The organism is Streptomyces sp. NPDC001393 (assembly GCF_053597455.1).
In genome coordinates this window covers 57110-83232 of sequence record NZ_JBSFIH010000040.1, presented here as the reverse complement: position 1 = coordinate 83232, position 26123 = coordinate 57110, and the positions used below count along the sequence as shown (strand labels likewise).

Here is a 26123-nt window from a genome sequence, read left to right as displayed (position 1 = left end):
GCCGCCGGTTGCGGTGCGGGTCAGACCGCCCCGCCCGACGCATCCCCCACCGCAGCGTCCCCCTCCACCCCCCCCACCCGCCCCACCACCCCCCCCCCCCAAAACATGACGGCCCCCCGCGGCCGCCGGGACGGAAGCGTCCGTCCCGGCGGCCTCGACGGCGACAAGTGCCTCGCTCACGGCGCTACTTCACCGCGACCTGGGAGATGTCCAGCACGCCGGTCCAGTCGCTGATGACGATGTTCTTGACGTCCTGGCCGTACAGACGCTTGTAGACCGGGTGGAACAGCGGCACGACGAGGGCCTTCTCGCCGATCTTCTTGTCCAGTGCGCCCCAGCGCTTGGCGGCCGCGTCAAGGTCGGTCAACTTGTTGATCGCGTCAATCTCGGCATTGACCGACTTGTCATTGAGCAGGCCCGTGTTGAAGTTCGCGCCGTCCTTGACGATCTGCCGGCCGTCGAAGATCGGGGCCAGGAAGGGACCGCCGGAGGGCCAGTCGGCACCCCAGTGGGCGAGGAAGAAGCCGGGCTCGGTCTTCACGCCGTGGATCTTGTCCCGGTAGTCGTTGTCCTCCAGGCCCTGCAGCCTGACCGTGATGCCGGCCTTCTTGAGCGCGTCCTGGAGGGCGGTCGCGATCTCCGGGCTGGTCTCGAAGTCCTTGGCGTTGGAGTGGGTCAGCGTCACGGTGAGCCCGTTCTTGTAGCCGGCCTGCGCGAGCAGTTCCCGGGCCTTGGCCGGGTTGCCGGAGGCGCCGGCCGGGAACGGGTCGTACGGCGTGTAGCCGAAGGACTTCTGGTGGGGCAGGAAGGTGGTGGCGGGCTCGGCGAGCGCGCTGCCGCCAGCCGCGTTGACCACCGAGGACCGGTCGACGGCGTAGGCGATCGCCTCCCGCACCTTCGGGTTGTCGAACGGCTTCACGGTCGGGTTGAACGCGATGTAGTTGGTGTAGCCGAAGTGACCGGTGCCCACGCGCGCGGCCAGTTCCTTGTCGCCGCTCACCTTCGCGAGTTCGGCCGGGCCGAGGTTGGTGTCCGTGGTGACCGCGGCGGCGTCCGCACCCTGAGACGCAGACAGTCGCTGGTTGATCACCGAGGAGTCCAGACCGGAACGGACGTCGATGGTGTCCGGGTAGGCCTTGCGCTGGTCGTCGACGGATGCCGACCAGTACGGGTTGCGCGCAAGGACCAGGTGCTCGCCGTCGTTCTCGTTCTTGACGACCCTGTAGGGGCCGGACGAGATCGGGTGCTCCTCGTACTTGGTGCCGTTGTCCTTGCTCCTGGGCACCGGGGTGAACTGCGTCTGCGTGGCGAGGTACGGGAACTCGCCCTCGGGCTTGTCGAGGTGGAAGACGATGGTCCGCGCGTCCGGCGTCTCGATCGCCGAGAGCCCCTTCTTGTCCTTGTAGGGCCCCTGGTAGTCGGCCGCGCCGACCAGCCAGTCCCTCAAGTAGGGGGCGCCGCCGGAGAGTTCGGGGGCGAAGGAGCGCTCGATGCCGTACTTGATGTCGGCCGAGGTGATCGAGGTGCCGTCCTCGTACTTGAGGCCCTTCTTCAGGGTGTACGTCCACACGGTCGCGTCCTTGCTGGGGCGCCCGGTGTCGGTGGCGAGGTCGGGGACGACCTTGGCGCCGGCCGCGCCGCTCTCGCGGTTGCGGGTGGTGAGGGTGCGGAAGACCAGCGAAGGGACGTTTCCGCCGCCGGAGGTGTAGAGGCGGGCGGGGTCGAAGTCGGTCTGCGGCTGGGAGTTCAGCACCGTGAGGGTGCCGCCCTTGTGCGGCGTGGAGTCGCCACCGGAGCCCTTGGCATCGTTGCCCTTCGGGCCGCAGGCGGCGGCGCCCGCTGCCACGACCAGGCCGACGGATGCCGCTGCCACGCGGCGCGCTGTGAGGGACGGTTGACGCATCGGAATGACGACCTCTCGAATACTGAGACTGATGGACGAGGAGTGAGACGATTGCGGGCAGACGTCAGCCCCGGCGTCGGGTCGTCGAAAAGTCCGTGACACGGTCACGGAGGCAGAAAGAGAGAAAAGGGTCGCGACGCGAACGCCAAGGGGGCGGCGTCAGCGACAGTCGATGTCGGCCACGCAGAGCGCGGTCACGCCGAAGAGCGCCAGCTCGATGGCTGCGCTCTCACGGACGGCATGACTAGACCACATGCGCAGAAATATGAACGAACCCAGGGCTCATGTCAATGTGACATGAGCGGCGCCCGTCAACTCCCGGGATAGGGCCAAGGGTTGGGCAGACAGTGGATTCCGTCATGGTCGAGGAACTTGGTCTGCTGCTGCATGACGGGGGCGAGTTCGCCGTCCTTCTGGCACGTCACATGGCCGTGGCCGAGCCGGTGACCGACCTCATGGTTGATCAACATTTGCCGGTAGGCGTGGATCTTGTCCCCATATGTCGTGCTGCCTTCGGCCCACCTGTATGCATTGATCATCACTCGTTCGGTAGCAGCGGAGTCGCAGGAGACGTTGTCCTCCGTGGTGTCGAGCCCGGACTTGGCGCACCACTGGGCGGTCGTACCGGGGCTCGCCAGTGTGATCACGAAGTCGGGTTTGCCGGAGGAGATCCGCTCGAAGGTGCGGGTGCCGCCGTGGCCCCAACTGCGGTCGTCGTTCAGGGTCTTCTGCACGGCCTCGGCGAACAGCCCGCCGTCCAGCCCGAGCCCCTGCTCCACGTCGACGCGGTAGGTGTACTTCTGCCCCGTGCCGGGCGCCTTGTCGAAACCGGGCACGGTGTCGAACTTCCCTGGGCCCTTCAGCGTGGCGCTGAGCGGGTACTTCCGGTCCATCTTCTGCTCGTACGACAGCGTGACCGTGCCGGGTGAGGCGGACGGGTTCCCATCGGCGGGGGTGCCTGCGTCCCGGGCCTGGTCGGTGGCGGAGCTCGGCTGTCCGCCGCCGTGGTGCGCCCCGGTCACCTGGCCGGCGACGACCACCGCGAGCACGGTGGTGACGGCGGCCGCCGCGATTCCGGTGAAGGCCCGTCCCCTGCCGCCGGGGCGCTGCGCGGGCACACTGGTGGAGCCCTGCCCGGGCCGGCCGGCCGAGGGTGCGTCACCGTCGTCCGTCTCCGGCGCGTCGGCCGGGTGCTCCTCGGCGGGGCGAGGCTGTCCCTTGCGGGGCGAGAAGACGTCGATGTCGTCGGTGTCGTCAATGTGGCCGATGTCGCCGTCGAGGCCGACGCCGCCGCGCCCGTCGGCGAACGCGTCGAGGTAGTCCTGCCGGGGCCGGGGACCGGTCCCCGGCCCGGCCGGCCGCTGCCGCGGCAGCACCACACCGGGACCCGCCGCCCCCGCGAACTCGCCCCAGCCACCGCCGGCTTCCCGCTGCTCGGGGTGCCCACCACGCGTGGGAGCACCCTCACGAGGACGGGGACCGCCGTGTGCCGGGGTGCCGCCGTCCGGAATCCGGGGCATGCCGTGCACCGGGGTGCCGTCGGGAAGCCTCGGGACACCGCGCGCCGGCGTGCCGTCCGGAAGCCTCGGGACACCATGCGCAGGAGTGCCGTCAGGGAGCCGGGGCATACCGCGCGCCGGGGTCCCCTCGCCGAAACGCGGCACACCTCCGCCCGGCGCGCTACCACCGGCCCTCGGGACACCCTGATCCGGCGTACCGTCCGGAAACCTCGCGACACCATGTGCAGGAGTGCCGTCAGGCAGGCGGGGCACACCGTGCGCGGCCGTACCCGCAGGGAAGCCCGGCGTGCCCTGCGCGGGCGTGCCGGCCGGGAAACCCGGCGTACCGTGCGAGGGCGTCCCCGCCGGGAACGTCGGCGGTACTTGCCGGCCGCGCGGCGGGTACCCAGCGCCGGTGCCAGGAGCGGCACCGGTACCGGTACCAGGAGCGGCGCCGGGAGCCACGGCGGTGCCGCCCGGTGGGGCCTGTCGCTGCCCGGGCAGCAGCGGCTGCTCGCCTCGGGTACCGCTCGTCCGCCTGCCGGCGGCTATGTCCGCGGAGTCGCCCTTCGGGGACGGGCCCCGGCGGCTGTGGCGTCCCACGCCGGCCTCAGCTCCCCGTGCCCGAGTCGGTACCGGCGCCCCCGGTCTCCGCGAGGAGTTCCCGGAAGGCCGTGGCGACCACGTCCGGGTACTCCATCATCGCCACGTGCCCGGCGTCCGGCAGGGACAGCAGGCGCGAGTGGCGGAAGGCGCGGGCGGCCCGGTGGGCCATGCGGAAACCGACCAGTTGGTCGCGGCCGCCGTAGATCAGCAGGGTCGGCGCGAGCACGCGCTCGGCCTGACGCCACAGCCCGTGCTGTCCGCCGAGCGTGTACGCGTTGACGATCCCGCGCGCGGAGCGGGCCATCGCGTCCCAGAAGTACGGCAGCTGCAGTCGCCGCTCCAGCTCCTCCACGGCGTGCTGGAACGCCTCCGGGGACACCCGCCCCGGGTCGCCGTAGCAGAGCGCCAGGACGCCGCGCACCCGCTGTTCGGCCGTCCACTCCCTGGTGAGCCGGGTGAACAGGGCGGCGACACCGGGCAGGCCGAGCAGTGCGGTCGGCGCCGCGGTGCGCTGGATGCGCAGCTCCGGCAGGGCCGGCGAGACGAGCGTGAGCGTACGGACGAGGTCCGGACGTACGGCGGCCACGCGCGTGGTGACCGCGCCGCCGAGCGAGTTGCCGAACAGGTGGACCGGGCCGCGGCCGGCCGCGTCGAGATAGCGGATCACCGCGCGCGCGTGCCCGGTGACGGAGTAGTTCCCGTCGTCCGGGGGCGGGGAGTCGCCGAAGCCCGGCAGATCGACCGCCTCGCTGTCGACGACGCCGTCCAGCTCGGTCATCAGCGACGACCAGTTCTGCGAGGAACCGCCGAGCCCGTGGACGTACAGCGCGGGCGGCAGGCCCTCGCGGGCGGCCGGGCGGGACCGGATCGACAGGGTGACTCCGGGCAGCCCCACCGACCGCAGCCGCTCGCCCTCACCGACCCGGACGGGTGCCACCTTCGGAAGCACACTGGCGGCCGGCACGGAGGGCGACTCGGTCGAAGACATGCGGCAATGTTACGAGGTGATCACGTCGTGGCTCGTGTGTTCGCCGTCACAGAATGAACCCCGAGGGACGGGTGAACCGACGCGTCAACCGGAACCGGACCGGGCCCGCTACGAACGGGCGCGACGGCATGGCGTCTGGTTCTGCTGTCTCCTAGGCTCGTAAAAAGGGCACCCGTATGTGGCCCCTGCTGCTTCCAGGGACGTTCGTAGGAAGGGAGCCCCACCATGGCCTATGACCCCACCGAACCCGACACGATCGAGGACCTGGAGGACGAGACGGCCCCGGAGGTCGACGTCGAAGCCCCCGAGGTGGACGCCGCCGAGCAGCACGCCGACGTCACGCCGGACCGTGACGAGCCCCTGGAGAACGTGGATCCGGCCCGCGCGAACGAGGCCGATCTGGCCGAACAGGCCCGTGTGGTCGCGCTCGACGAGGACGACTACCGCTGACCTCGCCCGACTCCCGCTGCGGCACGAGGGGCCCACTGCGGCTTTCGCCGACGTCCGGTACGTGAAATTCTGCGCTCGCACCGCGCACACCACGGTTACCGAAAAGTACGATGGCCGCGCGGCCGATACCGCGAAATGGACGACTTTGGGAGGCGGCGTGACAGCCATCGAGCAAACTGAGGCGGCACGCCCGCGTGGCACCCGTCTGCCGCGCCGAGCCCGACGGAACCAGCTGCTGGGCGCCGCCCAGGAGGTTTTCGTCGCGCAGGGGTACCACGCGGCCGCGATGGACGACATCGCCGAGCGGGCCGGCGTGAGCAAGCCGGTGCTCTACCAGCACTTCCCCGGCAAGCTCGACCTCTACCTCGCCCTGCTGGACCAGCACTGCGAGTCGCTGATCCAGGCCGTGCGCAACGCACTGGCCTCGACGACGGACAACAAGCAGCGCGTCCGGGCGACCATGGACGCCTATTTCGCCTACGTCGAGGACGACGGCGGCGCCTTCCGGCTGGTCTTCGAGTCGGACCTGACGAACGAGCCCGCGGTGCGCGAGCGCGTCGACAAGGTCACCAACGACTGCGCCGAGGCGATCTGCGACGTCATCGCCGAGGACACCGGCCTGTCGCGCGCGGAGTCGATGCTGCTCGCCTCCGGCCTCGGCGGTCTCGCCCAGGTGGTGGCCCGTTCCTGGCTGCACAGCGACCGCAGCGTGCCGCGCGACCAGGCGGTGCAGCTGCTGACCTCGCTGGCCTGGCGGGGCATCGCCGGCTTCCCGCTGCACGGCACCGAGCACCACTGACGTACCGCTGACGCACCACTGGCGGCCGTTTGTTCCCGTGCACTGTTCGCTGACGGCGTTCCGGCCCGGAGCGTGCAGGTCCCGTGACCGGACTAATGTGTGCTGCGTACGGCGCGGAAGATCGCGCACATCACTGACCGTCGGAGGGACATAGCCGTGGAGGTCAAGATCGGCGTGCAGCACGCGCCCCGCGAGATCGTTCTGGAGAGCGGTCAGAGCGTCGAGGAAGTCGAGCGCGTGGTGGCCGAGGCGCTGGCCGGGAAGACGGGGCTGCTGAGCCTTCAGGACGAGAAGGGCCGCAAGGTCCTGGTCCCGACCGACCGCCTCGCGTACGTGGACATCGGCGAGCCGACCGTGCGCAAGGTGGGCTTCGGCGCGCTGTAGGCGGACGACATGCACAAGGGCCCGGCGGCCGCGAGCCGCCGGGCCCTTCCGTATGAGCGATGCACACGGGTGGAGCACAACTCCTCCACAGTGGAGGATTGCACTCCGCAGGTCACGGGTATGACGGGCTACGACCGTCAAGGGCAGACGTGCCGTGGGAGGGACCTGCTGATGATCCTGGAAGCACTCGGATCCGCCGTGCTCGGTCTCGTCCTCGCCTGGGCGGCGGCCTACCGCCTGCCCCACCGCCTGCCGGCCCGCCCCCTGGTCCTCTGCACGGGCATCGCCGGCGCCCTCTTCGGCGACTTCGTCACCCACACCGCCCTCGACCCCGGCATCGCCTGGCTGAGCCTCCTGGGCGCCGCGATCGTCTCGGCGGCCTCCCTGTCCCTGCTCCTGCGCCCGGCAGGCGGGTTGCGCCGATCAGCGACGGCGTAAGCGACGGCGTAAGCGACGGCGAAGGCGAAGCCGAGCCGTCAGGGGCGCGGGGCTGTATCTGATATGCGGCTCCGCCGCGGGGGCGCGAACGACCACAACGAACCCGCACCCGCCGACGACGAGAACCCGGCACCCCAGTAGGCGCTACGCGGCCAAGCCGAGCGCCGCCATCCGCTTGGTGTGCGCCTCAGTGATCCGCGAGAACATCCTCCCGACCTCCGCGAGATCGAACCCGTCGGCGACCCCGCCCACGAGCATCGTCGACAGCGCGTCCCGGTCGGCGACGACCCGCTGGGACTGCGACAGCGCCTCCCCCATCAACCGCCGCGCCCACAGCGCCAGTCGGCCACCCACACGCGGGTCGGCGTCGATGGCGGCCCGCACCTTCTCCACCGCGAACTCGGCGTGCCCGGTGTCGTCCAGCACCGCCAGCACCAGCTCGCGGGTGTCGGAGTCGAGGCGCGCCGCGACCTCCCGGTAGAAGTCGCTCGCGATCGAGTCGCCGACGTACGCCTTGACCAGGCCCTCCAGCCAGTCCGAGGGCGCGGTCTGCTTGTGGAAACCGTCGAGCGCGGCGACGAACGGGTCCATCGCGGCCGTCGGCTCCTCGCCGATCTCGGCCAGCCGGTCCCGCAGCCGCTCGAAGTGGTGGAACTCGGCCGAGGCCATCTTCGCCAGCTCCGCCTTGTCCGCGAGGGTCGGCGCCAGCTTCGCGTCCTCGGCGAGGCGCTCGAAAGCCGCCAGCTCCCCGTACGCGAGCGCGCCGAGCAGGTCCACGACGGCGGCGCGGTACTGCGGATCGGCGGCGGCCTGCGCCCAGTCCTGGGCGGCGACACCGGTGGGTTCGGCGGAGGCGGCGGACGCGTTCTCAGGCTTGTCAGAGCTAGTCATGAGGCGCACAATAGCCCGCTTGCGCGGCGTCGGAGGGGCCCGGCCGATCAGTGTGACGACCATGACGTGACCAAATCGGCCATCGCATGTGCGCGAATCCGGGGTATGGTGGTAATGCGCCTGCCAGAGTGCGTCGACGGTGTTCGACGTCTCCGAACAGGCCGCACGCATGAGGATGCCCGGTCGGTGGCCCGATCGGCTCCGACCCGACAGCCCTCCCTGGCCGTACGGCACAGTACGTACGACGACCGGAGGGACACCCCTCAGCGGTACGAGCGCTAGAGCGTCGGCAGAGGTCCCGTGTCTTACGGCTTGCCTTGACTGGTTCGCCCGTACGGCAGCCGACGTCCCCGGGCACGGTCGCACATGACCCCCGCGCTCGCCTCGCACCGCGCACACAGAAGAGGCATGACCCTGACTACGACGTTTCGAGAACTCGGAATCCTTCCCGAGACCGCCGAGGCCCTGGAGGCCGTCGGCATCATCACTCCCTTCCCCATCCAGGAGATGACGCTCCCCGTCGCCCTTTCCGGCACGGATGTCATCGGCCAGGCCAAGACCGGCACCGGCAAGACGCTGGGCTTCGGTCTCCCGCTCCTCGAGCGCGTCACCGTCCCCGCCGACGTCGAGGCCGGACGCGCCGCCCCCGAGGCCCTCACGGACGCCCCGCAGGCCCTCGTAGTCGTCCCCACGCGCGAGCTGTGCACCCAGGTCACCAACGACCTGCTGACCGCGGGCAAGGTCCGTAACGTGCGCGTGGCCGCGATCTACGGCGGCCGGGCCTACGAGCCCCAGGTGGAGGCCCTGAAGAAGGGCGTCGACGTGGTCGTCGGCACCCCGGGCCGCCTCCTCGACCTCGCGGGCCAGAAGAAGCTCAACCTGAAGCACGTCAAGTGCCTGGTGCTCGACGAGGCCGACGAGATGCTCGACCTGGGCTTCCTGCCCGACGTCGAGAAGATCATCGACATGCTGCCGGTCAAGCGCCAGACCATGCTGTTCTCGGCGACCATGCCGGGCGCGGTCATCGGCCTCGCGCGCCGCTACATGTCCCGGCCCACGCACATCCGTGCCACCGCGCCGGACGACGAGGGCGCGACGGTCGCGAACATCAAGCAGTTCGTGTACCGCGGTCACTCCATGGACAAGCCGGAGATGGTCGCCCGCATCCTGCAGGCCGAGGGTCGCGGACTGGCGATGATCTTCTGCCGCACCAAGCGCACCGCCGCCGACATCGCCGAGCAGCTCCAGCGCCGCGGTTTCGCCTCCGGCGCGGTCCACGGCGACCTCGGCCAGGGCGCCCGCGAGCAGGCGCTGCGCGCCTTCCGCAACGGCAAGGTCGACGTCCTCGTCTGCACCGACGTGGCCGCGCGCGGCATCGACGTCGAGGGCGTGACCCACGTCATCAACTACCAGACCCCCGAGGACGAGAAGACGTACCTGCACCGCGTCGGCCGTACGGGCCGCGCGGGCGCCAAGGGTACGGCGATCACGTTCGTCGACTGGGACGAGATCCCGCGCTGGCAGCTGATCAACAAGGCGCTGGAGCTGGACTTCAACGACCCGGTGGAGACGTACTCCTCGTCCCCGCACCTGTTCACCGACCTCGGTATCCCCGCCGGGACCAAGGGTGTCCTGCCGCGCTCGGAGCGGACCCGTGCCGGTCTGGACGCGGAGGAGCTGGAGGACCTCGGCGAGACCGGCGGGCGTGGCGCGCGCGGCCGCGGCCGTGGTGGCCGGGGCGAGCGTGACAGCCGTCCCGAGTCCGGCACCGCCGAGCGCGAGCGTACGGCTCGTACGCCGCGCCGTCGCCGCCGTACCCGTGGCGGGGCACCGGTCGACGCCGCCGCGACGACCGCGGTGCCGGCCTCCGAGTCGGGCGCCGCCGAGGCCACCGGCGTGGAGGAGTCCGGAGCTTCCCGTACCCTGCGGCGCCGTCGCCGTACGCGCGGCGGGGCGCCGGCGCAGCCGGTGACGGCCGCCGAGGCCGCCGTCGAGTCGGTCGACACGGCGGAGGGCCCGGCGCAGGTGGAGACTCCGCAGGCCGCGGAGAAGCCGCGCCGCCGCCGCACCCGCACGTCGGCGGAACCGGCCGTGACCGAGACGGCACCCGAGGCCGCCGCGCCGGAGCCGGCACCTGTGGCCGCCGAGCCGCAGGCCGAAGCCGCGCCCGTGGAGGCCCCGGAGGCGAAGCCGCGCCGCCGTACCCGCAAGACGGCCGAGCCCGCCGCCGAGACGGCTGTCGCCACGGCCGAGGGCACGGAGACCAAGCCCCGCCGCACCCGGAAGACGGCCGCCACCGTCACCGAGGCAGCACCCGCGGAGCCGGAGGCGGAGCCCAAGCCCCGCCGCACCCGCAAGAAGGCCACCGCCGCCCCGGAGACCACCGAGGCCGCGGTGGACACGGCCGAGGCCGCGGTGGACACGGCCGAGGGCACGGAGACCAAGCCGCGCCGCACCCGCAAGAAGGCCGCCACCGCCCCGGAGACGACCGAGGCACCCGAGGCCGAGGCCAAGCCCCGGCGGACGCGCAAGAAGGCCGCCGCCGCCCCGGAGACCACCGAGGCCGCCGTGGACACGGCCGAGGCTGCGGAAGCCAAGCCCCGCCGCACCCGGAAGACGGCCGCCACCGTCACCGAGGCAGCACCCGCGGACGCGGAGGCGGAGCCCAAGCCCCGCCGCACCCGCAAGAAGGCCACCGCCGCCCCGGAGACCACCGAGGCGCCCGAGGCTGAGGCCAAGCCGCGCCGCACCCGGAAGTCGGCCGCTGCCGTCGTCGGGGCGGACGGGGACGCCGAGGTGGCCGCGCCGAAGGTCCGGCGGACCCGTAAGGCCGTCGCCAAGGCGGTCGCCGCCGAGATTCCGGCGCAGGCCACCGAGGAGCCGCAGGCCACGCCGCGCCGCCGTACCCGTAAGGCCGCGGCGGCCGTCGAGGCAGCCGAAGGCTGAGTCGGCAGGTCACAGGCGACACGGCCCGGTCCACCCAGGTGGACCGGGCCGTCGCGTTTCCCTCCCCGTACCCTCCCCGTACCCGCACCGTCCTGCCCCGCCCGATAGCCTCTCCCCATGAGCAGGCCCGACACCTTCGTTCCGCCGCCCGGTGCCCGTGCGTACTCGCTGCGCACCGCGCGCGGGGAGTTCGCCGTCGTCGACGCTCCCGTGGCCGACGGGGTCGAGCCCCGAGGGCTGGCGCTGTTGCTGCCGGGGTTCACCGGGAGCAAGGAGGACTTCAATCCGCTGCACGTGCCGCTCGCGCGGCGCGGGTACCGGACCGTGGCCGTCGACGGGCGCGGCCAGTACGAGACGGACGGGCCCGAGACCGACGAATCGGCTTACGCGCAGCAGGAGTTGGCGCGGGACGTGCTGGCACAGGCCGAGGCGCTCGGGGAGCCGGTGCACCTGCTGGGGCACTCCCTCGGCGGGCAGATCTCGCGCGCGGCCGTACTGCTCGACCACGCACCCTTCCGGTCGCTCACCCTCATGGCCTCCGGCCCCGCGCAGATCTCGGAATCCCAGCAGCAGCGCGTGAAGCTGCTGCGGGACGCGCTCGCGGTGATGACCATGGGCCAGGTGTGGGACGCGATGCGGGCGATGGAGACGCCCGAGGAGACCGAGACGGCGGCGCTCGACGGCGGCCTCGACGACCGCGACGACCTGCAGCGCCGCTGGCTGGGCACCAAGCCCGCCCAACTCATCGCCACCGGACGCCAGTTGTGCACGGAACCGGACCGGGTCACGGAACTGGCCGCGCTGCCGCTGCCGTTCCACGTCCTGTCCGGCGCGCAGGACGACACCTGGCCGCTGTCCCTGCTGGACGAGATGGCGGTACGGCTGAACGCCCGGCGCACGGTGATCGAGAACGCCGAGCACTCCCCCAACACCGACCAGCCCCTCGCCACGGCCCGCGCGCTCGCCGACTTCTGGGACGCCGCGGCCGAGCGGGGCTAGTACTGCGTCTGCAGATGCTCCCAGAAGCCGTCCCGCAGGGCGCGGCGCAGGTCTGCCTGGCCGCGCAGGGAGTACTGGAGCAGGCCCTCGGCCTCGACCAGCAGGTCCTGGTCGACGGAGCCGGGGAGGTAGGGATGACCGGGGAGCAGTTCGACCAGGGCCTCGCGGCCCCGGGAGACCAGCCACTTCGCGGCGATCTGGGCGCCGACGAAGCGGACGTCCTCGCGGGTGGGGCGGGAGCCGGCCGTGGCGTCGTAGGCGGCGGCCGTGCGGCGGGAGACGTACGGCTTGAAGAACTCGAGGTCGAGGGTGCGCTGGCTGTCGACCTCCCAGAGGAGGGGTTCCGCCTGGTTGCGGCCCTCGGGGGCCTCGATGCCCCACAGGTGGACGCGGGCGCCGTAGCCCTGCGCCGCCTCGACCGCCGAGACCAGGTCCTCGTCGCCGCCCAGGAGGGCCGCGTCGCTGATCGCGCGGTGCCTGGCCAGTGATTCGAGGTCGCCGCGGATCAGGGAATCGACGCCCTTCTGCTGGTTGTTGGCGTTGAGGTTGCCGAGGCGGACCTTGACGTCGGGCAGTTCGGCGATGGACTGCTGCTCGGCGGTGTGGATGCGGCGGCGGGCGCCGTCGTACCAGTACACGCGCAGCAGGCGGCTGTCCGCGAAGACCTGGCGGGCCCGGTCGATGAGGGCCTCGATCAGGCCCTCGGCGTCGAGGTCGAAGGCCCGGCGGTCCTCGGTCCCGGCGACCAGCCGGCCCGCGGCGGCGTACAGATAGCCCGCGTCGACGAAGATCGCGTGGGTGGAGGGCGTCTTCGCCACCTCGGCGAGCATGCGTTCCAGCAGCTCGTTCGTGCGGTCGATGCGGGCGGCCAGGGCCGCCAGGTCGTCGTTCATTACCTCCATTGTCCCGGTGGTCACGCTGCGAACACAAGCGGACGCTTACCGGTCAGTAATTAGCCGTTCGAAAAATTTATTTAGCGTAGGGAATGTTTGTAACAAGCGGCTCGTTGACTACGTACGACACCGGATACACACCCGGTGCATCGAGTAGTTCTCCTCAGGAGGATGACCAGACGAAGGGAGAAGCCCGTGCGCTTCGAGATCATGCGACTCGACGAGGTCGACGGCACCACCGTGGACAGCACCGTCGTGGACGCCGCCTCCGTCAACCGGATCGTGCAGCAGGCCGCCGCCATCGGACAGCGCCTGTGGATCCGCCCGGCCGAGACCCAGGCCTCGTAACGCTCACGCGCTGCGCGCCACTCAAGCTTTCCGGGGGAGCCGAGCCGACGAGGGCTCAGCTCCCCCGGATCACCTGAGTGACCCCGTTGATGATCTGCTGCACGGCGATCGCCGAGAGCATCATGCCCGCGAGCCGCGTCACCAGGACGACACCGCCGTCCTTGATGACCCGGATGATCAACAGCGAGTAACGCATCACCAGCCACAGCACGACATGGATCGCCAGGATCGCGGACCACACCGAGATCTGCGTGGCCACACTGCCGGCCTTCTGCACGGCCAGGATCACGGACACGATCGCACCGGGCCCGGCCAGCAGCGGCATGCCCAGCGGTACGAGCGCCACGTTCACGTCCTTGGTCTGCTTCGGCTCGTCGGTCTTGCCGGTGAGCAGGTCCAGCGCGATCAGCAGAAGCAGCAGACCGCCCGCGATCATCAGCGCGGGGACGGAGACGTGCAGGTAGTTGAGGATCTGGTGGCCCAGGACACCGAAGGTGGCGATGACCCCGCCGGCCACGCAGACGGCCTGGAAGGCCATCCGCTTCTGCACCTTGGCCGGGCGTCCGGCGGTCAGGGCGAGGAAGATCGGGGTGATCCCTGGGGGATCCATGATGACAAAAAGGGTCAGGAACAGGGAGCCGAAGACGGCGACGTCGAACATGGGGAAGTACTGGCCTTGCTGGAAAGAGGGTGAACTGGGGGCGTGCGAGGGCCGCTGACGGCCTCAGGCTCCGCCGGTGCCCGGCACCGGGAAGGCCCCGGTGGCCCGCCGCGTGATCTCCCCGTACACCTCGGGGTCGGTCGTGTACGCGCCCAGCGTCACGGTCTTGCGGCTGCCGTGGTAGTCCGAGGAGCCCGTGACCAGCAGATCCAGGTCCTTCGCCAGGCCCCGCAGCCGGTCGCGCGCATCGGCGTCGTGGTCCATGTGATCGACCTCGATGCCGTCCAGACCGGCCTCGGCCAGCTCCGCGATCCGCGCCTCGGGGACCGTACGGCCACGCTTGGCGGCGGCCGGGTGCGCGAACACACAGACCCCGCCCGCGTTCTTGACCAGCCGGATCGCCTCGAAGGGGTCGGTCTCGTGCTTCTCCACGAAGGCCCGGCCGCCGTCGGCCAGCCACTCCTCGGTGAATGCGTCACCCACCGTCGGTACGACGCCGAGCTCGACGAGCGCGGTGGCGACATGAGGCCGCCCGACCGAACCCCCGGCCGCGATCCGCTCGACCTGCTCCCAGGTGACCGGCACGCCCAGCGCGTCGAGCTTGGCGACCATGCCCTTGGCCCGCGGCACCCGGTCGTCCCGCACCAGCTCGCGCTCGGCGAGCAGGGCGGGCTCCTCGGGGTCGAAGAGGTAGGCCAGCATGTGCATCGAGATGCCGTCGATCCGGCAGGACAGCTCGGCCCCGGTGACCAGGGTGAGCCCCTCGGGCAGCGCGGCGATCGCCTCGGCGTGCCCACGGGTGGTGTCGTGGTCGGTCAGCGCGACGACGTCCAGCCCGGCGGCAGCGGCGTTCCGCACCAGCTCAGCCGGGGTGTCCGTACCGTCGGAGGCCGTGGAGTGACAGTGCAGATCGATGCGCACGGTGACTCCAGACGGGGGACGGTCACGGAAAGGGACACCTAAGGATAGCCGGATTTTCAAGGCCCCCTGTCACACCCGCAACCGATCAGCACCCCCTACGCAGCCAACCTCGAAGGGGCGCGGGGCCGTATCGATATGCGGCTCCGCCGCGTGGGCGCGAGCAACCACAACGCACCCGCACCCGCACCCGCACCCGCACCCGCCGACGAAACAGAACCCGGCACCCCAGTGGGCGCTACGGCTTGAGCAAGCGCGGCGACAACGCCCCGAACGGCACCAGGTCCAGCTCCGCCCCCGCGTCCCGCAGATCCGTCAGCACCAGCTCGTCGTACATGAGCAGACCCGCCTGCTCGGGCCAGATCACCGCCCACAGCCACATGCCGAGGGCCTCACCGGCGAAGACGGCGCGGTCGTCGGGGGTGCGGTAGACGTGCCAGAGCGGGGTCGGGCGGCCGGCGGCCAGCACCTTGGCCTGGGGCGGCTTCTCGACGTTCATGTACGACCCCGGGTCCGGGCCGTCGATGCCCGCGTACCGCGCGCCGAGGCCGACGCCCAGTTCCTCGGCGACCAGGATGAGTTCACCCGGGCCGCCCAGCGGGCCGGGTCCGGAGCAGGCGACGGCGGTCGCGCGACCGCCGCTGCGGTCGTCGCCCGCATAGGCCGCACCGGTGAAGAGCCAGCCGACCGGCAGCGGCCAGGGCATCCACAACGGAACGTGCGTGCGGTGCACGACGGCACTGAGGGCTTCGACGCTGGGCGGGATCACGGGCTGCAGCGGATATACCGTGCCGTGCACATCGCACTGCCACGCATCGGCGAAGAGACCGGGCGCCCTGACCCGGCCACCGCACCTCGGGCAACTGGGTTCGCCCCTCATAGGGCTCCACGGTCCTACCCCGGCCCGCCCACGTCAAGGACGATCACCCGTCCGGCAGACTCGATGCAACCCACAGTTATTAGGCGAGCTAACGTGCGCGCCCCGCTGCACCCCCGGCGACGTCACCGGCTGGACCAACTGGCCGGATTTCGCCTTGCGTTGGTGAGAAGGGTCACTTCCGGAATCAGTCGAGCGGGACGGACCTGCGGCCGGGGTCCCTCAGGTCCGTCCCGTTCGCGAGCCATCGCTCCTGCAGGGCCTGGGCGCCGTGCACCCGCTTCCAGGCGGCCTCGTTCGCCGTCATCGGCAGCAGCGGCAGGAACCGCACGGGTTCCATCGGGTCGTCCAGCTCCAGGTCCTCCACCAGGCCGCCGGGCTCGCCCACCAGGACCGAGGTGAAGGGGGCGCCGGGCCACAGCGGCTCACCGGTGTCCAGGGACGCGCCAGGCGTCACGATCAGGCCCTCCACCTGCGGGGACGCGGCCAGCACGGCGAGCGGACGGAGCACCTTGTCGGTGTCGGCGAGGCCCGCGCGGACGGAGAGCACCAGCTCGGCGCGGGGTCCTGCGACCGGGTCGGCGAGCATCGCGGTGGGGTCGCTCATGGGGTGCGCGGACATGCCGAGGGTGGCGTACCGCAGGACGTCCCCCTCCTGGAACCGGAGCACCTCGATGCGGTCCGTGCCGAGGAAGGTGACGGCGGCGCGCGCGTCCGGCTCGCCCAGCGCGGTGGTCAACCGTGCCTCGACCAGAGGAAGAACATCAACCATGCGGCGAGCATAGAACTCGTCAGCAGCGGGCAAAGCGGCGCCTTGACACATCGGCCGACTGCTACGCTGAGCCGGTGGTTCGGGGCAGCCCGCAGAGCGTGCCGTCAAGCCCCGACACGGAGACTCCCTTACGAGGGACCGGCCGGAGGAGGTGGGGCTGTCATGGATCGAAGTCGACCGTGCAGTACCACTCGCTCTTCCGCCCGCTGAATCTGCTCACTGGCTGGTTTCTGGCTGTTCGACGCCTTCCCGTGCGGCTCCGCCCTTCGGAAGAGCACTTCGTCTTGCTTTGCCTGATCGCATCAGTTCTGCATCAGCAGCGAAGTCTCCACCGCGACGGTGCGGTGCTGCCCGCTTTGTGGACGTGCCAAACATCCGCACTCAGGACGTCCTCGTTCCGGGTGGTTCCACCCGTCGCCCGCGGTCGTTCGCTGCCTGTCGCGAAGGAGCCTGCCCATGTCGATGATCCGCGACCTGCGCGCCGCGGTCCGTCCGTCCCGCGTCTCGCTGCGCAAGCCCACGGGCACCTCGAACGCGTCGTACGACACCACCCGCGACCCCGCCACGCCGTCCGCCGTGGTCGACTGTGCGGTCTACCGCGACGGCGTGCGGGTGCGCAGCGACAAGCCGCTGGGCCCGCACGAGGCGATGCGGCAGGTGCGGCGCGACGGCGGCTTCGTGTGGATCGGCCTGCACGAGCCGACCGAGGCCGAATTCGCGGGTATCGCGAGCGAGTTCGGGCTGCACCCGCTGGCCGTGGAGGACGCGGTGCAGGCGCACCAGCGGCCCAAGCTGGAGCGGTACGACGACTCGCTGTTCACCGTCTTCAAGACCATCCACTACGTCGAGCACGACCGGCTCACCGCCACCAGCGAGGTCGTCGAGACGGGTGAGGTCATGTGCTTCACCGGGCGGGACTTCTTCATCACCGTGCGGCACGGCGGCCAGGGCTCGCTGCGGGCGCTGCGGCACCGCCTGCAGGACGACCCGGAGCTGCTGGCCAAGGGCCCCTCGGCGGTGCTGCACGGGATCGCCGACCATGTGGTGGACGGCTACATCGCGGTCGCCGACGCGGTGCAGGACGACATCGACGAGGTGGAGACCGAGGTCTTCTCGCCGGGCCGCAAGGGCGGGGTGTCCCGGGGCGTGGACTCCGCTCGGATCTACCAACTCAAGCGCGAGGTGCTGGAGTTCAAGCGCGCGGTGGCACCGCTGCTGCGGCCCATGCAGCTGCTGAGCGAGCGGCCGATGCGGCTGGTCGACCCGGACATCCAGAAGTACTTCCGGGACGTCGCCGACCACCTCGCCCGGGTCCAGGAGCAGGTGCTGGGCTTCGACGAACTCCTCAACTCCATCCTCCAGGCCAACCTGGCGCAGGCCTCCGTCGCGCAGAACGAGGACATGCGCAAGATCACCGCCTGGGCCGCGATCATCGCCGTGCCGACCATGGTGACCGGCGTGTACGGGATGAACTTCGACCACATGCCGGAGCTGCACTGGAAGTACGGCTACCCGCTGGTCCTGAGCGTCACCGTCGCCGCGTGCGTGGGCATCCACCGCGTGCTGAAGCGCAACGGCTGGCTGTGAGCGGGCGCTGGATAGGCTGGGCCCATGACAAGCGAGCTGCTCGACCGGGCCCTCATCGAGGAGGCCTGCAAGAAGTCCGGCCTCATCTGGGTCAGGGGCGCCGGGGCGTCCGCCGCGCGTGCGCTGTGGCACGTGTGGCACGAGGGCGCGGTGTGCCTGGTCGGCGGCGGGCCCGGTGAGCAGCCGCTTGAGGGGCTGGTCGACGGGGGCACCGCCGAGGTCACCGTGCGCAGCAAGGACAAGGGCGGGCGGCTGGTGACGTTCCCGGTGACCGTGTCCGAGCTGCCCGCCGGCTCCGCGGAGTGGGAGGCAGCCGTCGCCGAGCTGAAGGGCAAGCGCCTGAACGCCCCCGACGGCGAGGAGATGCCGGCCCGCTGGGGGCGTGAGTGCCGGGTGCTGCGCCTGGCTCCGGCCGGGTCCGTGGCGCCGTTGCCGTCCGGCAGCCTGGCCGAGACCCCTGTGCCGACACCGGCGACCACACGGAGGCCGATCCCGGCGGGGCTCCCCAAGCTGCTTGCCAGGCGACGGAAGAAGAAGTAGAACCCGGCAGCTCACTCAGGTGCGCCACCGTCGGCGCCGAACAGCGCCGGCGGACGGTCACGACGTCGGCAGCTGCTTGCCGTAGTCGACGGTCTCGTCCTTCGCGGGCTCGGTCACGGCGAAGTCCTTGCCCCAGTCGGAGAAGCTGAGCGTCCCCGCCCCGCCGCCGCGGACCAGGCGGAGGGGGTACGGCGTGCCCTCCAGGGACACGTCGAGGCTGCCGCCGGAGCCCTTGTCGCCGGTGATGCGGATGGTGCGGGTACCCGCGTCGTCGTGGTGGCCGTCCGTCGCCAGCGTGCCGTGCAGTGTGAGCAGTCCGTCGAGGAGGACGTCCTTGTCCGTGAAGCCGCTGAACTTCTTGTACGCGGGGTCCTGCTGCGGCACCTTGACGTACTTGCCGTCGAGCGTGGTGGCCGCGCCGTCGCCGCCCTTGCCGCCGGCCTGGTTCCAGAAGTCCGCGTCGGCCTTCAGATACAGCTGCCTGCCGACCCTCAGCAGTTTGAAGGTCGCCCCCTTCGACGTCACCGACCCGCTGCCGCCGTCGGCCTTGAGCTGCATGTCCAGCGTGTACGTACGGCCGCTGGTGACGACCGTGCCGGACAGCCGCACCGCGGACGCCGACGACGCCGCCGCCTGCGTCTTCGCCTGGATCTCGGCGGCGGGCAGCTTGCCCACTCCGTTGGTCCCCGCGTCCGGATCCCCGCCGCCGCACCCCGCCAGCACCGCCACCCCTGTCACGGCCAGTGTGCACAGCGCGGTGACCCGCGCGGCGCGGCCGGTTCGGCCCCGGGGAATCGCAGTCACAGGTGGAGCTGCCTTTCTGACGGTTCCTGAGCGGCGTACCGCAGCGTACCGGTGCCCCGGCCGCCCGGCGGAGCCAGTCCGTCCGGACGGCCCACCAGGGCGTATCCGATCAGGAAGGGCTAGCCTGAAGCGCAACCGTGCGGGCAAATCCGAGCAACTCACACGAACCCCACCCAAAGGAACCACAGCCATGGCAGCCGGCGCCCCCCGGATCTTCGTCTCGCACCTCGCCGGGGTCCCCGTCTTCGACCCGAACGGCGACCAGGTGGGCCGCGTGCGGGACCTCGTCGTGATGCTGCGCGTGGGACGCAAACCCCCGCGCCTGCTCGGGCTGGTCGTCGAACTGGCCACCCGGCGCCGTATCTTCCTGCCCATGACCCGGGTCACCGGCGTCGAGTCCGGTCAGGTCATCACCACCGGCGTGATGAACGTCCGGCGCTTCGAGCAGCGGCCCACCGAGCGGCTGGTCTTCGGCGAGCTGCTGGACCGGCGGGTGACGCTGGTGGAGACCCGCGAGGAGGTCACCGTCCTCGACCTGTCCGTGCAGCAGCTGCCGGCCCGCCGCGACTGGGAGGTCGACCGCGTCTTCGTCCGCAAGGGCAGGAAGGCGAGCGCCTTCAGGCGGGCCAAGGGCGAGACCCTGACCGTCGAGTGGTCGGCCGTCACCGGCTTCTCCCTGGAGGAGCACGGACAGGGCGCCGAGAGCCTGCTCGCCACCTTCGAGCAGCTGCGCCCCGCCGACCTCGCCAACGTCCTGCACCACCTCTCCGCCAAGCGGCGCGCCGAGGTCGCCGCGGCCCTGGACGACGACCGGCTGGCCGACGTGCTCGAGGAACTCCCGGAGGACGACCAGATCGAGATCCTCGGCAAGCTCAAGGAGGAGCGCGCGGCGGACGTCCTGGAGGCCATGGACCCCGACGACGCGGCCGACCTGCTCGGCGAACTGCCCGAGGAGGACAAGGAGCGGCTGCTGAGCCTGATGCAGCCGGGCGACGCGGCCGACATGCGCCGCCTGATGTCGTACGAGGAACACACCGCCGGCGGTCTGATGACCACCGAGCCGATCGTGCTGCGCCCGGACGCCACCGTCGCCGACGCGCTCGCCCGCGTCCGCAACCCGGACCTGTCCCCCGCGCTCGCCGCCCAGGTCTACGTCTGCCGCCCCCCGGACGAGACCCCGACCGGCAAGTACCTGGGCACGGTCCACTTCCAGCGGCTGCTGCGCGAGCCGCCCTACTCCCTGGTCAGTTCCATCGTCGACACCGATCTGCAGCCCCTCGACCCGGATGCGGCGCTGCGGGTCATCGCCGGGTTCTTCGCCACGTACGACATGGTCGCCGCGCCCGTGGTGGACGAGTCGGGGTCGCTGCTCGGCGCAGTCACCGTGGACGACGTACTCGACCACATGCTGCCCGAGGACTGGCGGGAGACGGAGTTCCACCTGAACGACGAGAACGAGGGGGTGGGCAGCCATGGCTCCCGAGCGTGACAGCGCGACCCGCGAGCGCACTCCGGTCGGTGCCACGGCCGCCACCCGGCCCCGCGCGCCCCGGCTGGACCAGCCGCGCCCGCCGCGCCGCCGGGTGCTGCCCGAGTGGGACCCGGAGGCCTTCGGCCGGCTGTCGGAGCGGATCGCCCGCTTCCTGGGCACGGGACGCTTCATCGTCTGGATGACGGTCGTCATCATCGTGTGGCTGACCTGGAACATCACCGCGCCCAGCCATCTGCGGTTCGACCCGTACCCCTTCATCTTCCTGACCCTGGTGCTGTCCCTGCAGGCCTCCTACGCCGCGCCGCTGATCCTGCTCGCGCAGAACCGGCAGGACGACCGCGACCGGGTCAACCTGGAGCAGGACCGCAAGCAGAACGAGCGGTCCATCGCCGACACCGAGTACCTGACCCGGGAGATCGCCGCGCTGCGCCTGGGCCTGGGCGAGGTCGCGACCCGCGACTGGATGCGCTCGGAGCTGCAGGACCTGGTCAAGGAGCTGGACGACAGGCGGCGGCACGACGGGCACCCCGGGCATGTCGTATTCCCGGCGGAACGGTCAGACCGGTCGCCGGGACGTGACGCAGACGACCGCTGAGGGGCATCCCGGACGCCCCTCGGCGCGCCGTACCATCGTTCACATGGCTACGGAAGACGCGGTGCGCGAGGCACTGGCGACGGTGAACGACCCCGAGATCAACCGACCCATCACCGAACTGGGGATGGTCAAATCGGTGGAGATCGGGGATGACGGCACGGTCGCCGTCACCGTGTACCTGACGGTCTCCGGCTGCCCCATGCGCGACACCATCACCCAGCGCGTCACCGAGGCGGTCTCCCGGGTCGAGGGCGTCACCCGTGTCGACGTCACCCTCGACGTGATGAGCGACGAGCAGCGCAAGGAACTGGCGGCGGCCCTGCGCGGCGGCCAGGCCGAGCGCGAGGTCCCCTTCGCCAAGCCCGGCAACCTCACCCGCGTCTACGCGGTCGCCTCCGGCAAGGGGGGCGTCGGCAAGTCCTCGGTGACGGTGAACCTGGCGGCCGCCATGGCCGCCGACGGCCTCAAGGTGGGCGTCGTCGACGCCGACATCTACGGCCACAGCGTGCCGCGCATGCTGGGCGCGGACGGCCGTCCCACCCAGGTCGAGAACATGATCATGCCGCCGTCGGCGAACGGCGTGAAGGTCATCTCCATCGGCATGTTCACCCCGGGCAACGCCCCGGTCGTCTGGCGCGGCCCGATGCTGCACAGGGCGCTCCAGCAGTTCCTGGCGGACGTGTACTGGGGCGACCTGGACGTCCTGCTCCTGGACCTCCCGCCCGGCACCGGCGACATCGCGATCTCCGTGGCGCAGCTGATCCCGAACGCCGAGATCCTGGTCGTGACGACCCCGCAGCAGGCGGCGGCCGAGGTCGCCGAGCGGGCCGGCTCCATCGCGGTCCAGACCCACCAGAAGATCGTCGGCGTGGTCGAGAACATGTCCGGCCTGCCCTGCCCGCACTGCGGCGAGATGGTCGACGTCTTCGGCACGGGCGGCGGCCAGCTCGTCGCCGACGGACTCACCCGCACCACGGGTACGACGGTCCCGGTCCTCGGCAACATCCCGATCGACGTCCGCCTCCGCGAGGGCGGCGACGAAGGCAAGCCGGTGGTCCTGACCGACCCCGACTCCCCGGCGGGCAGCGCCCTGAAGGCGATCGCCGGGAAGCTGGGCGGCCGCCAGCGGGGGCTTTCGGGCCTGTCGCTGGGGATCACGCCGAAGAACAAGTTCTGAGGATTCTTCGGAGACCTTCATGACGAAGGGGCGCCGACCTCGGTCGGTGCCCCTTCGTCATGCGTGAGCGGACGTCACGCGTACGCGGCAACGTCCTTGACCACGGCGAACCCGAGCCCGTACGCGCTCATCCCCCGCCCGTACGCCCCCAGGTGCACCCCCGCCTCGGTTGTACCGGCGAGCACCCATCCGAACTCCGACTCCCGGTAGTAGAACGAGGCCGCGACCCCGTCCACCGGCAGAGAGAGCCGGCTCCACTCCGGCCCCTCCAGGTCGTCGGCCAGGGCCCACGCGGTCTCCGTCTGCTGATCCAGCCAGTCGTCCCGCAGGCTGTGGTCCATCTGCCCGGGCCACGTGAACGACAGCAGCCCCACCCCGGCCAGCCACGCCGCCGAGGAGACCGACGTGGCCTCCAGCAGACCCGTACCGTCGGCGCTCCTGCGGGACGGCTGCGCGGCGACGGTGACGACCACTGCGAACTTCTCCCGCGGCTCACCGGCGGAGCCGGCCTCGCCCCGTACGGAGGGCTCGTCGCCGTGCCCGATCGACCCGTGCTCCACGGCACCGTCGGCCGCCGTACCGACCTGCATCAGCCAGCGCGGCCCGGTGAACGCCTCGTCGAGGCCGTACCAGGGGAAAGGTGCCTGCAGATAACCGTCGACCGTACGCCGGGCGGAGGGGAGCTGCTGCGCACCCTCCGCGGCCGGCGTCTGTGCGCCCACCCGACTCGTCGTCTCCATCTGCCCGGACGCCTCCTCGCTCTCGTCGGACCGGGGTGGCCCGCCCCCCTTCGGGCGTACGCGTCCGGTCCGCACAACAACTCGGCAGCATATCCACACCGGTGAGAGCCTCAGGGCAGGCGCTGGATGCGTGGGTCGCACGAACGGCCTGTTCAGGCCGTGTGCGACGGGGGCGCGCTATGAAACGCGTCACGTGCGCGGCGTACGCCCGCGTGCGCGTGTCGGCGCCGGGGCACGTGCCGGCGCCGGGGCACGTGCCGGCGCCGAGGGTGCGTGCCGGCGCCGAGGGTGCGTGCCGGCGCCGAGGGTGCGCCTAGGTGGCGTCCGCGTCGAAGAGCGGCCGGTCGTCCTGGCCGGGCCCCTCGGGCTTCTTGGTCATGTCGACGCGCCCCGAGGAGGCCGAACCCGAGGCCGAACCCGAGGCCGACGCCGATGAGGAGGCCGAGGACGAGGCGGAGGCTTCGCTCTCCCGCCCGTTCACGACGTCCGTGATCTCGGCCATCTCCTTCTTCAGGGGGTCGAACCCGTTGCGGATCTCCTTCAGCCCCAGCTCGTCGTTGTCCAGCTGCTTGCGGATGAACGTCTTCGGGTTGAGGTCCTCGAACTCGAAGTCCTTGAACTCCGGACCCAGTTCGCTGCGGATGTCCTGCTTGGCACTCTCCGAGAACTCGCGGATCTTCCGGATCGTGCGCGTGATGTCCTGGATGACCTTCGGGAGCTTGTCCGGACCGAAGACGAGCACGGCGATCACGATGATCGTCAACAGCTCCAGTGGTCCTATGTCATTGAACACCTGACGCTCCTTGCGATGTCCTCGGTCGCTCAACGGTACCCGGCCTTGCTGTCCGACCGGTACCGTCCGAGGTGAGACTTGTGTCAGTTCTGCTCGGCCGCGCCCAGTCGGAGCGACACGTCCCGTTCCGTGCCGTCGCGCCGGACGGTGAGCCGCAGCTGGTCGCCGGGACGGTGGGCGCGGATCTTGACGATCAGCTCCTCGGCCGTGTGCACGCGCTCTCCGTCGACCCCGGTGATGACGTCGCCCGCCTTGAGACCGGCCCGGTCAGCTGGGCCGCCCCTGCTCACGGCGGGGCCGCCGTTCGCGCTCCTGCTGTCGATACGGGCGCCGTCGCCGGTGTACGCCATGTCGAGGGTGACGCCGATGACGGGGTGGGTCGCGTGGCCGTCGTTGATCAGTTCCTCGGCGACCCGCTTGGCCTGGTTCACGGGGATGGCGAAGCCGAGACCGATGGAACCGGCCTGGCTGCTGTCCGAGCCGGAGCCGCCGTCTGCGGAGCGGATGGCGGAGTTGATGCCGATGACCTGAGCCCGGGAGTCGAGGAGCGGGCCTCCGGAGTTGCCCGGGTTGATGGGGGCGTCGGTCTGCAGCGCGTCGACGTAGCTGACGTCGCTTCCGTCGCTCTTGTCTCCCCCGGCCGTGATGGGCCGCTCCTTGGCGCTGATGATGCCGGAGGTGACGGTGCCCGCGAGGTCGAAGGGGGCACCGATGGCGACGACAGGGTCGCCGACCCGGACGTCGTCGGAGTTGCCGAGGGGCAGCGGGGTGAGACCGTCCATGCCGCGGACCTGGACGACGGCGAGGTCGTAGCCGCTGTCCCGGCCGACGACCTCGGCCTTGACGGTGTCGCCACTGCTGAACGTCACGGCTATCTCGCCGCCTGAGCCGGCCGGCGCGACGACGTGGTTGTTGGTGAGGATGTGCCCCTGGGTGTCGAGCACGAAGCCGGTGCCGGTGTCGCTCTGGTCGGTGCCGGTGACGTGCAGGGTGACGACGCTGGGCAGCGCGCGGGCGGCTATCCCGGCCACGCTGTCCGGCGCACGCCCGGCAGGCACGTGCCCGGCCTGCGGCAGCCGTACGCCCTCCCCCAGCCCCTGCCGCTCGACCCAGGCGCCGGCCACCCCGCCGACACCCGCGGAGACAAGCGCCACCACAAGGCTCCACACGACCAGCAGCCGCTTCCCCCGCCGCTTGCGCTGCTCATCCGTCAGCACCCGGACACCGCTCAGCTGCAGCGCCCCCTGCCCGAACGCCTGCTCCGTGGCCGACCCACCGGCCCAGGGGTCATAACGCCCACCGGACTCCGCAGCGCCGCGTGCGGGCGCCCCGGGGGCCGGGGCGGGAGTGGTGCTCGGGGGTGCCGTCGGTGGAGCCGTGGGGGCGGGACCTGGCACTGCCTGGGCCGCGGTGACGGCAGGGTGTTGTACGGGCGGTGCGGGCGCCCAGGGGCCTGGCTCGCCGTACGGCGGGGTGCCGTAGGGATCCGGCTCGTGCAACGGCTTCGGCCGCTCGGTGGGAGCCGCCCAGGCGTTCCTCCCGGGCTCGGGCGACACGTCGGCCGGGGCGGCCCCGTCCGCCTCGGCGGCGTCCGTCGCCCGCGTCACCGGCTTGGCCAGCTCGAAGTCCCCGTCACCCGGGGCCTCGGCCCTCTCGGACCCGGCCCGCACCGACCCAGCGCCGTCCGCCCCGGCCGCCTCCAGCCCGGCCGTGTCCGCCCCGGTCTCCGACACCCCCGGTGTTTCCGGATGTGCCGGCTGGGCGTCGGTCGAAGCGAGGTCCGTCGGGTCGGAGGTGGCCGAAGTGGCCTCGGCCGACTCGACACCGCGCGGTGTGTCCGGCTGCCCGGCGCTCTCCCGCTTCGCGGTGTCGGCTCGGTCGGTCGGTGTCGCCCCCGCGGTTCCCTCCGGGTCGTTCTCCGGTGGGACACGGTTCGCCTCGTTCATGGTCTCCCCACGGCTGGCCGCGGCCGCACGCTTCGGCGGCGGCCACGGAACGTCGACTACGCCCCCGGGTCATCGCC

Annotated in this window: 26 protein-coding genes; 12 read left to right on the top strand and 14 right to left on the bottom strand. The window is 71.4% G+C overall.

Features of this window, described 5'->3' with window-relative positions; genetic code table 11:
- Positions 1-184 precede the first annotated feature (184 nt).
- The 4 genes from ACWC2T_RS32565 to ACWC2T_RS32550 all read right to left on the bottom strand — a co-directional run bounded on the left by ACWC2T_RS32565 (position 185) and on the right by ACWC2T_RS32550 (position 4996).
- Positions 185-1903 (bottom strand): ABC transporter substrate-binding protein, encoded by a 1719-nt coding sequence (locus ACWC2T_RS32565; RefSeq protein WP_450673927.1) that lies wholly within the window; start codon positions 1901-1903, stop codon positions 185-187.
- A 159-nt stretch (positions 1904-2062) separates the two neighbouring features.
- Positions 2063-2158 carry an Ms4533A family Cys-rich leader peptide gene (locus ACWC2T_RS32560; RefSeq protein ID WP_450673926.1) on the bottom strand — a complete coding sequence of 32 codons (96 nt, stop codon included), beginning with the start codon at positions 2156-2158 and terminating at the stop codon, positions 2063-2065.
- Between the two features lie 56 nt (positions 2159-2214).
- The gene (locus ACWC2T_RS32555) at positions 2215-4005 is read right to left on the bottom strand and encodes a DUF3152 domain-containing protein (protein WP_450673925.1); all 1791 of its coding nucleotides are present in this window, start codon (positions 4003-4005) and stop codon (positions 2215-2217) included.
- 7 nt (positions 4006-4012) lie between these two features.
- Entirely contained in the window at positions 4013-4996 is a 984-nt protein-coding gene (locus tag ACWC2T_RS32550; protein WP_450673924.1) for an alpha/beta fold hydrolase, read from the bottom strand.
- A gap of 225 nt (positions 4997-5221) precedes the next feature.
- Between ACWC2T_RS32550 and ACWC2T_RS32545 the strand changes: the two genes are divergently transcribed.
- From ACWC2T_RS32545 to ACWC2T_RS32530, 4 genes are all read left to right on the top strand, one after another.
- The gene (locus ACWC2T_RS32545; protein ID WP_450673923.1) at positions 5222-5446 is read left to right on the top strand and encodes a hypothetical protein; all 225 of its coding nucleotides are present in this window, start codon (positions 5222-5224) and stop codon (positions 5444-5446) included.
- Between the two features lie 157 nt (positions 5447-5603).
- Positions 5604-6245 carry a TetR/AcrR family transcriptional regulator gene (locus ACWC2T_RS32540; protein ID WP_037886738.1) on the top strand — a complete coding sequence of 214 codons (642 nt, stop codon included), beginning with the start codon at positions 5604-5606 and terminating at the stop codon, positions 6243-6245.
- Between the two features lie 156 nt (positions 6246-6401).
- A complete protein-coding gene (locus ACWC2T_RS32535) occupies positions 6402-6629 on the top strand; it encodes a DUF3107 domain-containing protein (RefSeq protein WP_055706876.1) in 228 nt (75 codons plus the stop codon).
- Positions 6630-6800: 171 nt separating this feature from the next.
- Positions 6801-7067, top strand: coding sequence for a hypothetical protein (locus ACWC2T_RS32530; protein ID WP_450673922.1), 267 nt, complete (start codon positions 6801-6803; stop codon positions 7065-7067).
- Between the two features lie 144 nt (positions 7068-7211).
- Here the strand turns inward: ACWC2T_RS32530 and ACWC2T_RS32525 are convergent, their stop codons facing one another.
- Entirely contained in the window at positions 7212-7958 is a 747-nt protein-coding gene (locus ACWC2T_RS32525) for a ferritin-like fold-containing protein (protein WP_450673921.1), read from the bottom strand.
- Between the two features lie 408 nt (positions 7959-8366).
- Between ACWC2T_RS32525 and ACWC2T_RS32520 the strand changes: the two genes are divergently transcribed.
- Entirely contained in the window at positions 8367-10904 is a 2538-nt protein-coding gene (locus ACWC2T_RS32520) for a DEAD/DEAH box helicase (protein WP_450673920.1), read from the top strand.
- Between the two features lie 117 nt (positions 10905-11021).
- Entirely contained in the window at positions 11022-11903 is an 882-nt protein-coding gene (locus tag ACWC2T_RS32515) for an alpha/beta fold hydrolase (RefSeq protein ID WP_450673919.1), read from the top strand.
- On the opposite strand, the gene ACWC2T_RS32510 is transcribed toward ACWC2T_RS32515, so the two are convergent.
- Positions 11900-12805, bottom strand: coding sequence for an NYN domain-containing protein (locus ACWC2T_RS32510; RefSeq protein WP_450673932.1), 906 nt, complete (start codon positions 12803-12805; stop codon positions 11900-11902). The genes ACWC2T_RS32515 and ACWC2T_RS32510 overlap by 4 nt on opposite strands.
- Before the next feature lie 162 nt (positions 12806-12967).
- Here ACWC2T_RS32510 and ACWC2T_RS32505 point away from each other — a divergent pair, with 162 nt between their 5' ends.
- A complete protein-coding gene (locus ACWC2T_RS32505; RefSeq protein ID WP_159045531.1) occupies positions 12968-13144 on the top strand; it encodes a hypothetical protein in 177 nt (58 codons plus the stop codon).
- A gap of 55 nt (positions 13145-13199) precedes the next feature.
- Here ACWC2T_RS32505 and ACWC2T_RS32500 read toward each other — a convergent pair whose 3' ends face one another.
- The 4 genes from ACWC2T_RS32500 to ACWC2T_RS32485 all read right to left on the bottom strand — a co-directional run bounded on the left by ACWC2T_RS32500 (position 13200) and on the right by ACWC2T_RS32485 (position 16372).
- On the bottom strand, positions 13200-13805 hold the full coding sequence (locus ACWC2T_RS32500; RefSeq protein WP_351207974.1) for a MarC family protein: 606 nt from the start codon (positions 13803-13805) through the stop codon (positions 13200-13202).
- Between the two features lie 63 nt (positions 13806-13868).
- On the bottom strand, positions 13869-14726 hold the full coding sequence (locus ACWC2T_RS32495; RefSeq protein WP_450673918.1) for a PHP domain-containing protein: 858 nt from the start codon (positions 14724-14726) through the stop codon (positions 13869-13871).
- Between the two features lie 235 nt (positions 14727-14961).
- On the bottom strand, positions 14962-15603 hold the full coding sequence (locus ACWC2T_RS32490) for a DUF6758 family protein (protein WP_450673917.1): 642 nt from the start codon (positions 15601-15603) through the stop codon (positions 14962-14964).
- A 184-nt stretch (positions 15604-15787) separates the two neighbouring features.
- Positions 15788-16372: a suppressor of fused domain protein gene (locus ACWC2T_RS32485; RefSeq protein WP_450673916.1), complete on the bottom strand. Its 585-nt coding sequence runs from the start codon at positions 16370-16372 to the stop codon at positions 15788-15790.
- 456 nt (positions 16373-16828) lie between these two features.
- On the opposite strand from ACWC2T_RS32485, the gene ACWC2T_RS32480 reads away from it, so the two are divergent.
- Together ACWC2T_RS32480 and ACWC2T_RS32475 are read left to right on the top strand one after the other, a co-directional pair.
- Positions 16829-17959, top strand: coding sequence for a magnesium and cobalt transport protein CorA (locus ACWC2T_RS32480; protein ID WP_450673915.1), 1131 nt, complete (start codon positions 16829-16831; stop codon positions 17957-17959).
- A gap of 24 nt (positions 17960-17983) precedes the next feature.
- Positions 17984-18499 (top strand): hypothetical protein, encoded by a 516-nt coding sequence (locus tag ACWC2T_RS32475; protein WP_450673914.1) that lies wholly within the window; start codon positions 17984-17986, stop codon positions 18497-18499.
- A gap of 57 nt (positions 18500-18556) precedes the next feature.
- Here the strand turns inward: ACWC2T_RS32475 and ACWC2T_RS32470 are convergent, their stop codons facing one another.
- On the bottom strand, positions 18557-19303 hold the full coding sequence (locus tag ACWC2T_RS32470) for a hypothetical protein (protein WP_450673913.1): 747 nt from the start codon (positions 19301-19303) through the stop codon (positions 18557-18559).
- A gap of 190 nt (positions 19304-19493) precedes the next feature.
- On the opposite strand from ACWC2T_RS32470, the gene ACWC2T_RS32465 reads away from it, so the two are divergent.
- The 3 genes from ACWC2T_RS32465 to ACWC2T_RS32455 are packed head-to-tail and all read left to right on the top strand — an operon-like array spanning position 19494 to position 22567.
- On the top strand, positions 19494-20792 hold the full coding sequence (locus ACWC2T_RS32465; protein WP_450673912.1) for a magnesium transporter MgtE N-terminal domain-containing protein: 1299 nt from the start codon (positions 19494-19496) through the stop codon (positions 20790-20792).
- Positions 20776-21390: a DUF1003 domain-containing protein gene (locus ACWC2T_RS32460; protein ID WP_450673911.1), complete on the top strand. Its 615-nt coding sequence runs from the start codon at positions 20776-20778 to the stop codon at positions 21388-21390. Before ACWC2T_RS32465 ends, ACWC2T_RS32460 begins: the two co-directional genes overlap by 17 nt.
- Before the next feature lie 43 nt (positions 21391-21433).
- Positions 21434-22567 (top strand): Mrp/NBP35 family ATP-binding protein, encoded by a 1134-nt coding sequence (locus tag ACWC2T_RS32455; protein ID WP_450673910.1) that lies wholly within the window; start codon positions 21434-21436, stop codon positions 22565-22567.
- Positions 22568-22641: 74 nt separating this feature from the next.
- Here ACWC2T_RS32455 and ACWC2T_RS32450 read toward each other — a convergent pair whose 3' ends face one another.
- The 3 genes from ACWC2T_RS32450 to ACWC2T_RS32440 all read right to left on the bottom strand — a co-directional run bounded on the left by ACWC2T_RS32450 (position 22642) and on the right by ACWC2T_RS32440 (position 26046).
- A complete protein-coding gene (locus ACWC2T_RS32450; RefSeq protein ID WP_450673909.1) occupies positions 22642-23307 on the bottom strand; it encodes a hypothetical protein in 666 nt (221 codons plus the stop codon).
- 313 nt (positions 23308-23620) lie between these two features.
- Positions 23621-24100 (bottom strand): sec-independent translocase, encoded by a 480-nt coding sequence (locus tag ACWC2T_RS32445; RefSeq protein WP_450673908.1) that lies wholly within the window; start codon positions 24098-24100, stop codon positions 23621-23623.
- A gap of 83 nt (positions 24101-24183) precedes the next feature.
- Positions 24184-26046: a trypsin-like peptidase domain-containing protein gene (locus ACWC2T_RS32440; protein WP_450673907.1), complete on the bottom strand. Its 1863-nt coding sequence runs from the start codon at positions 26044-26046 to the stop codon at positions 24184-24186.
- Positions 26047-26123: the final 77 nt, after the last annotated feature.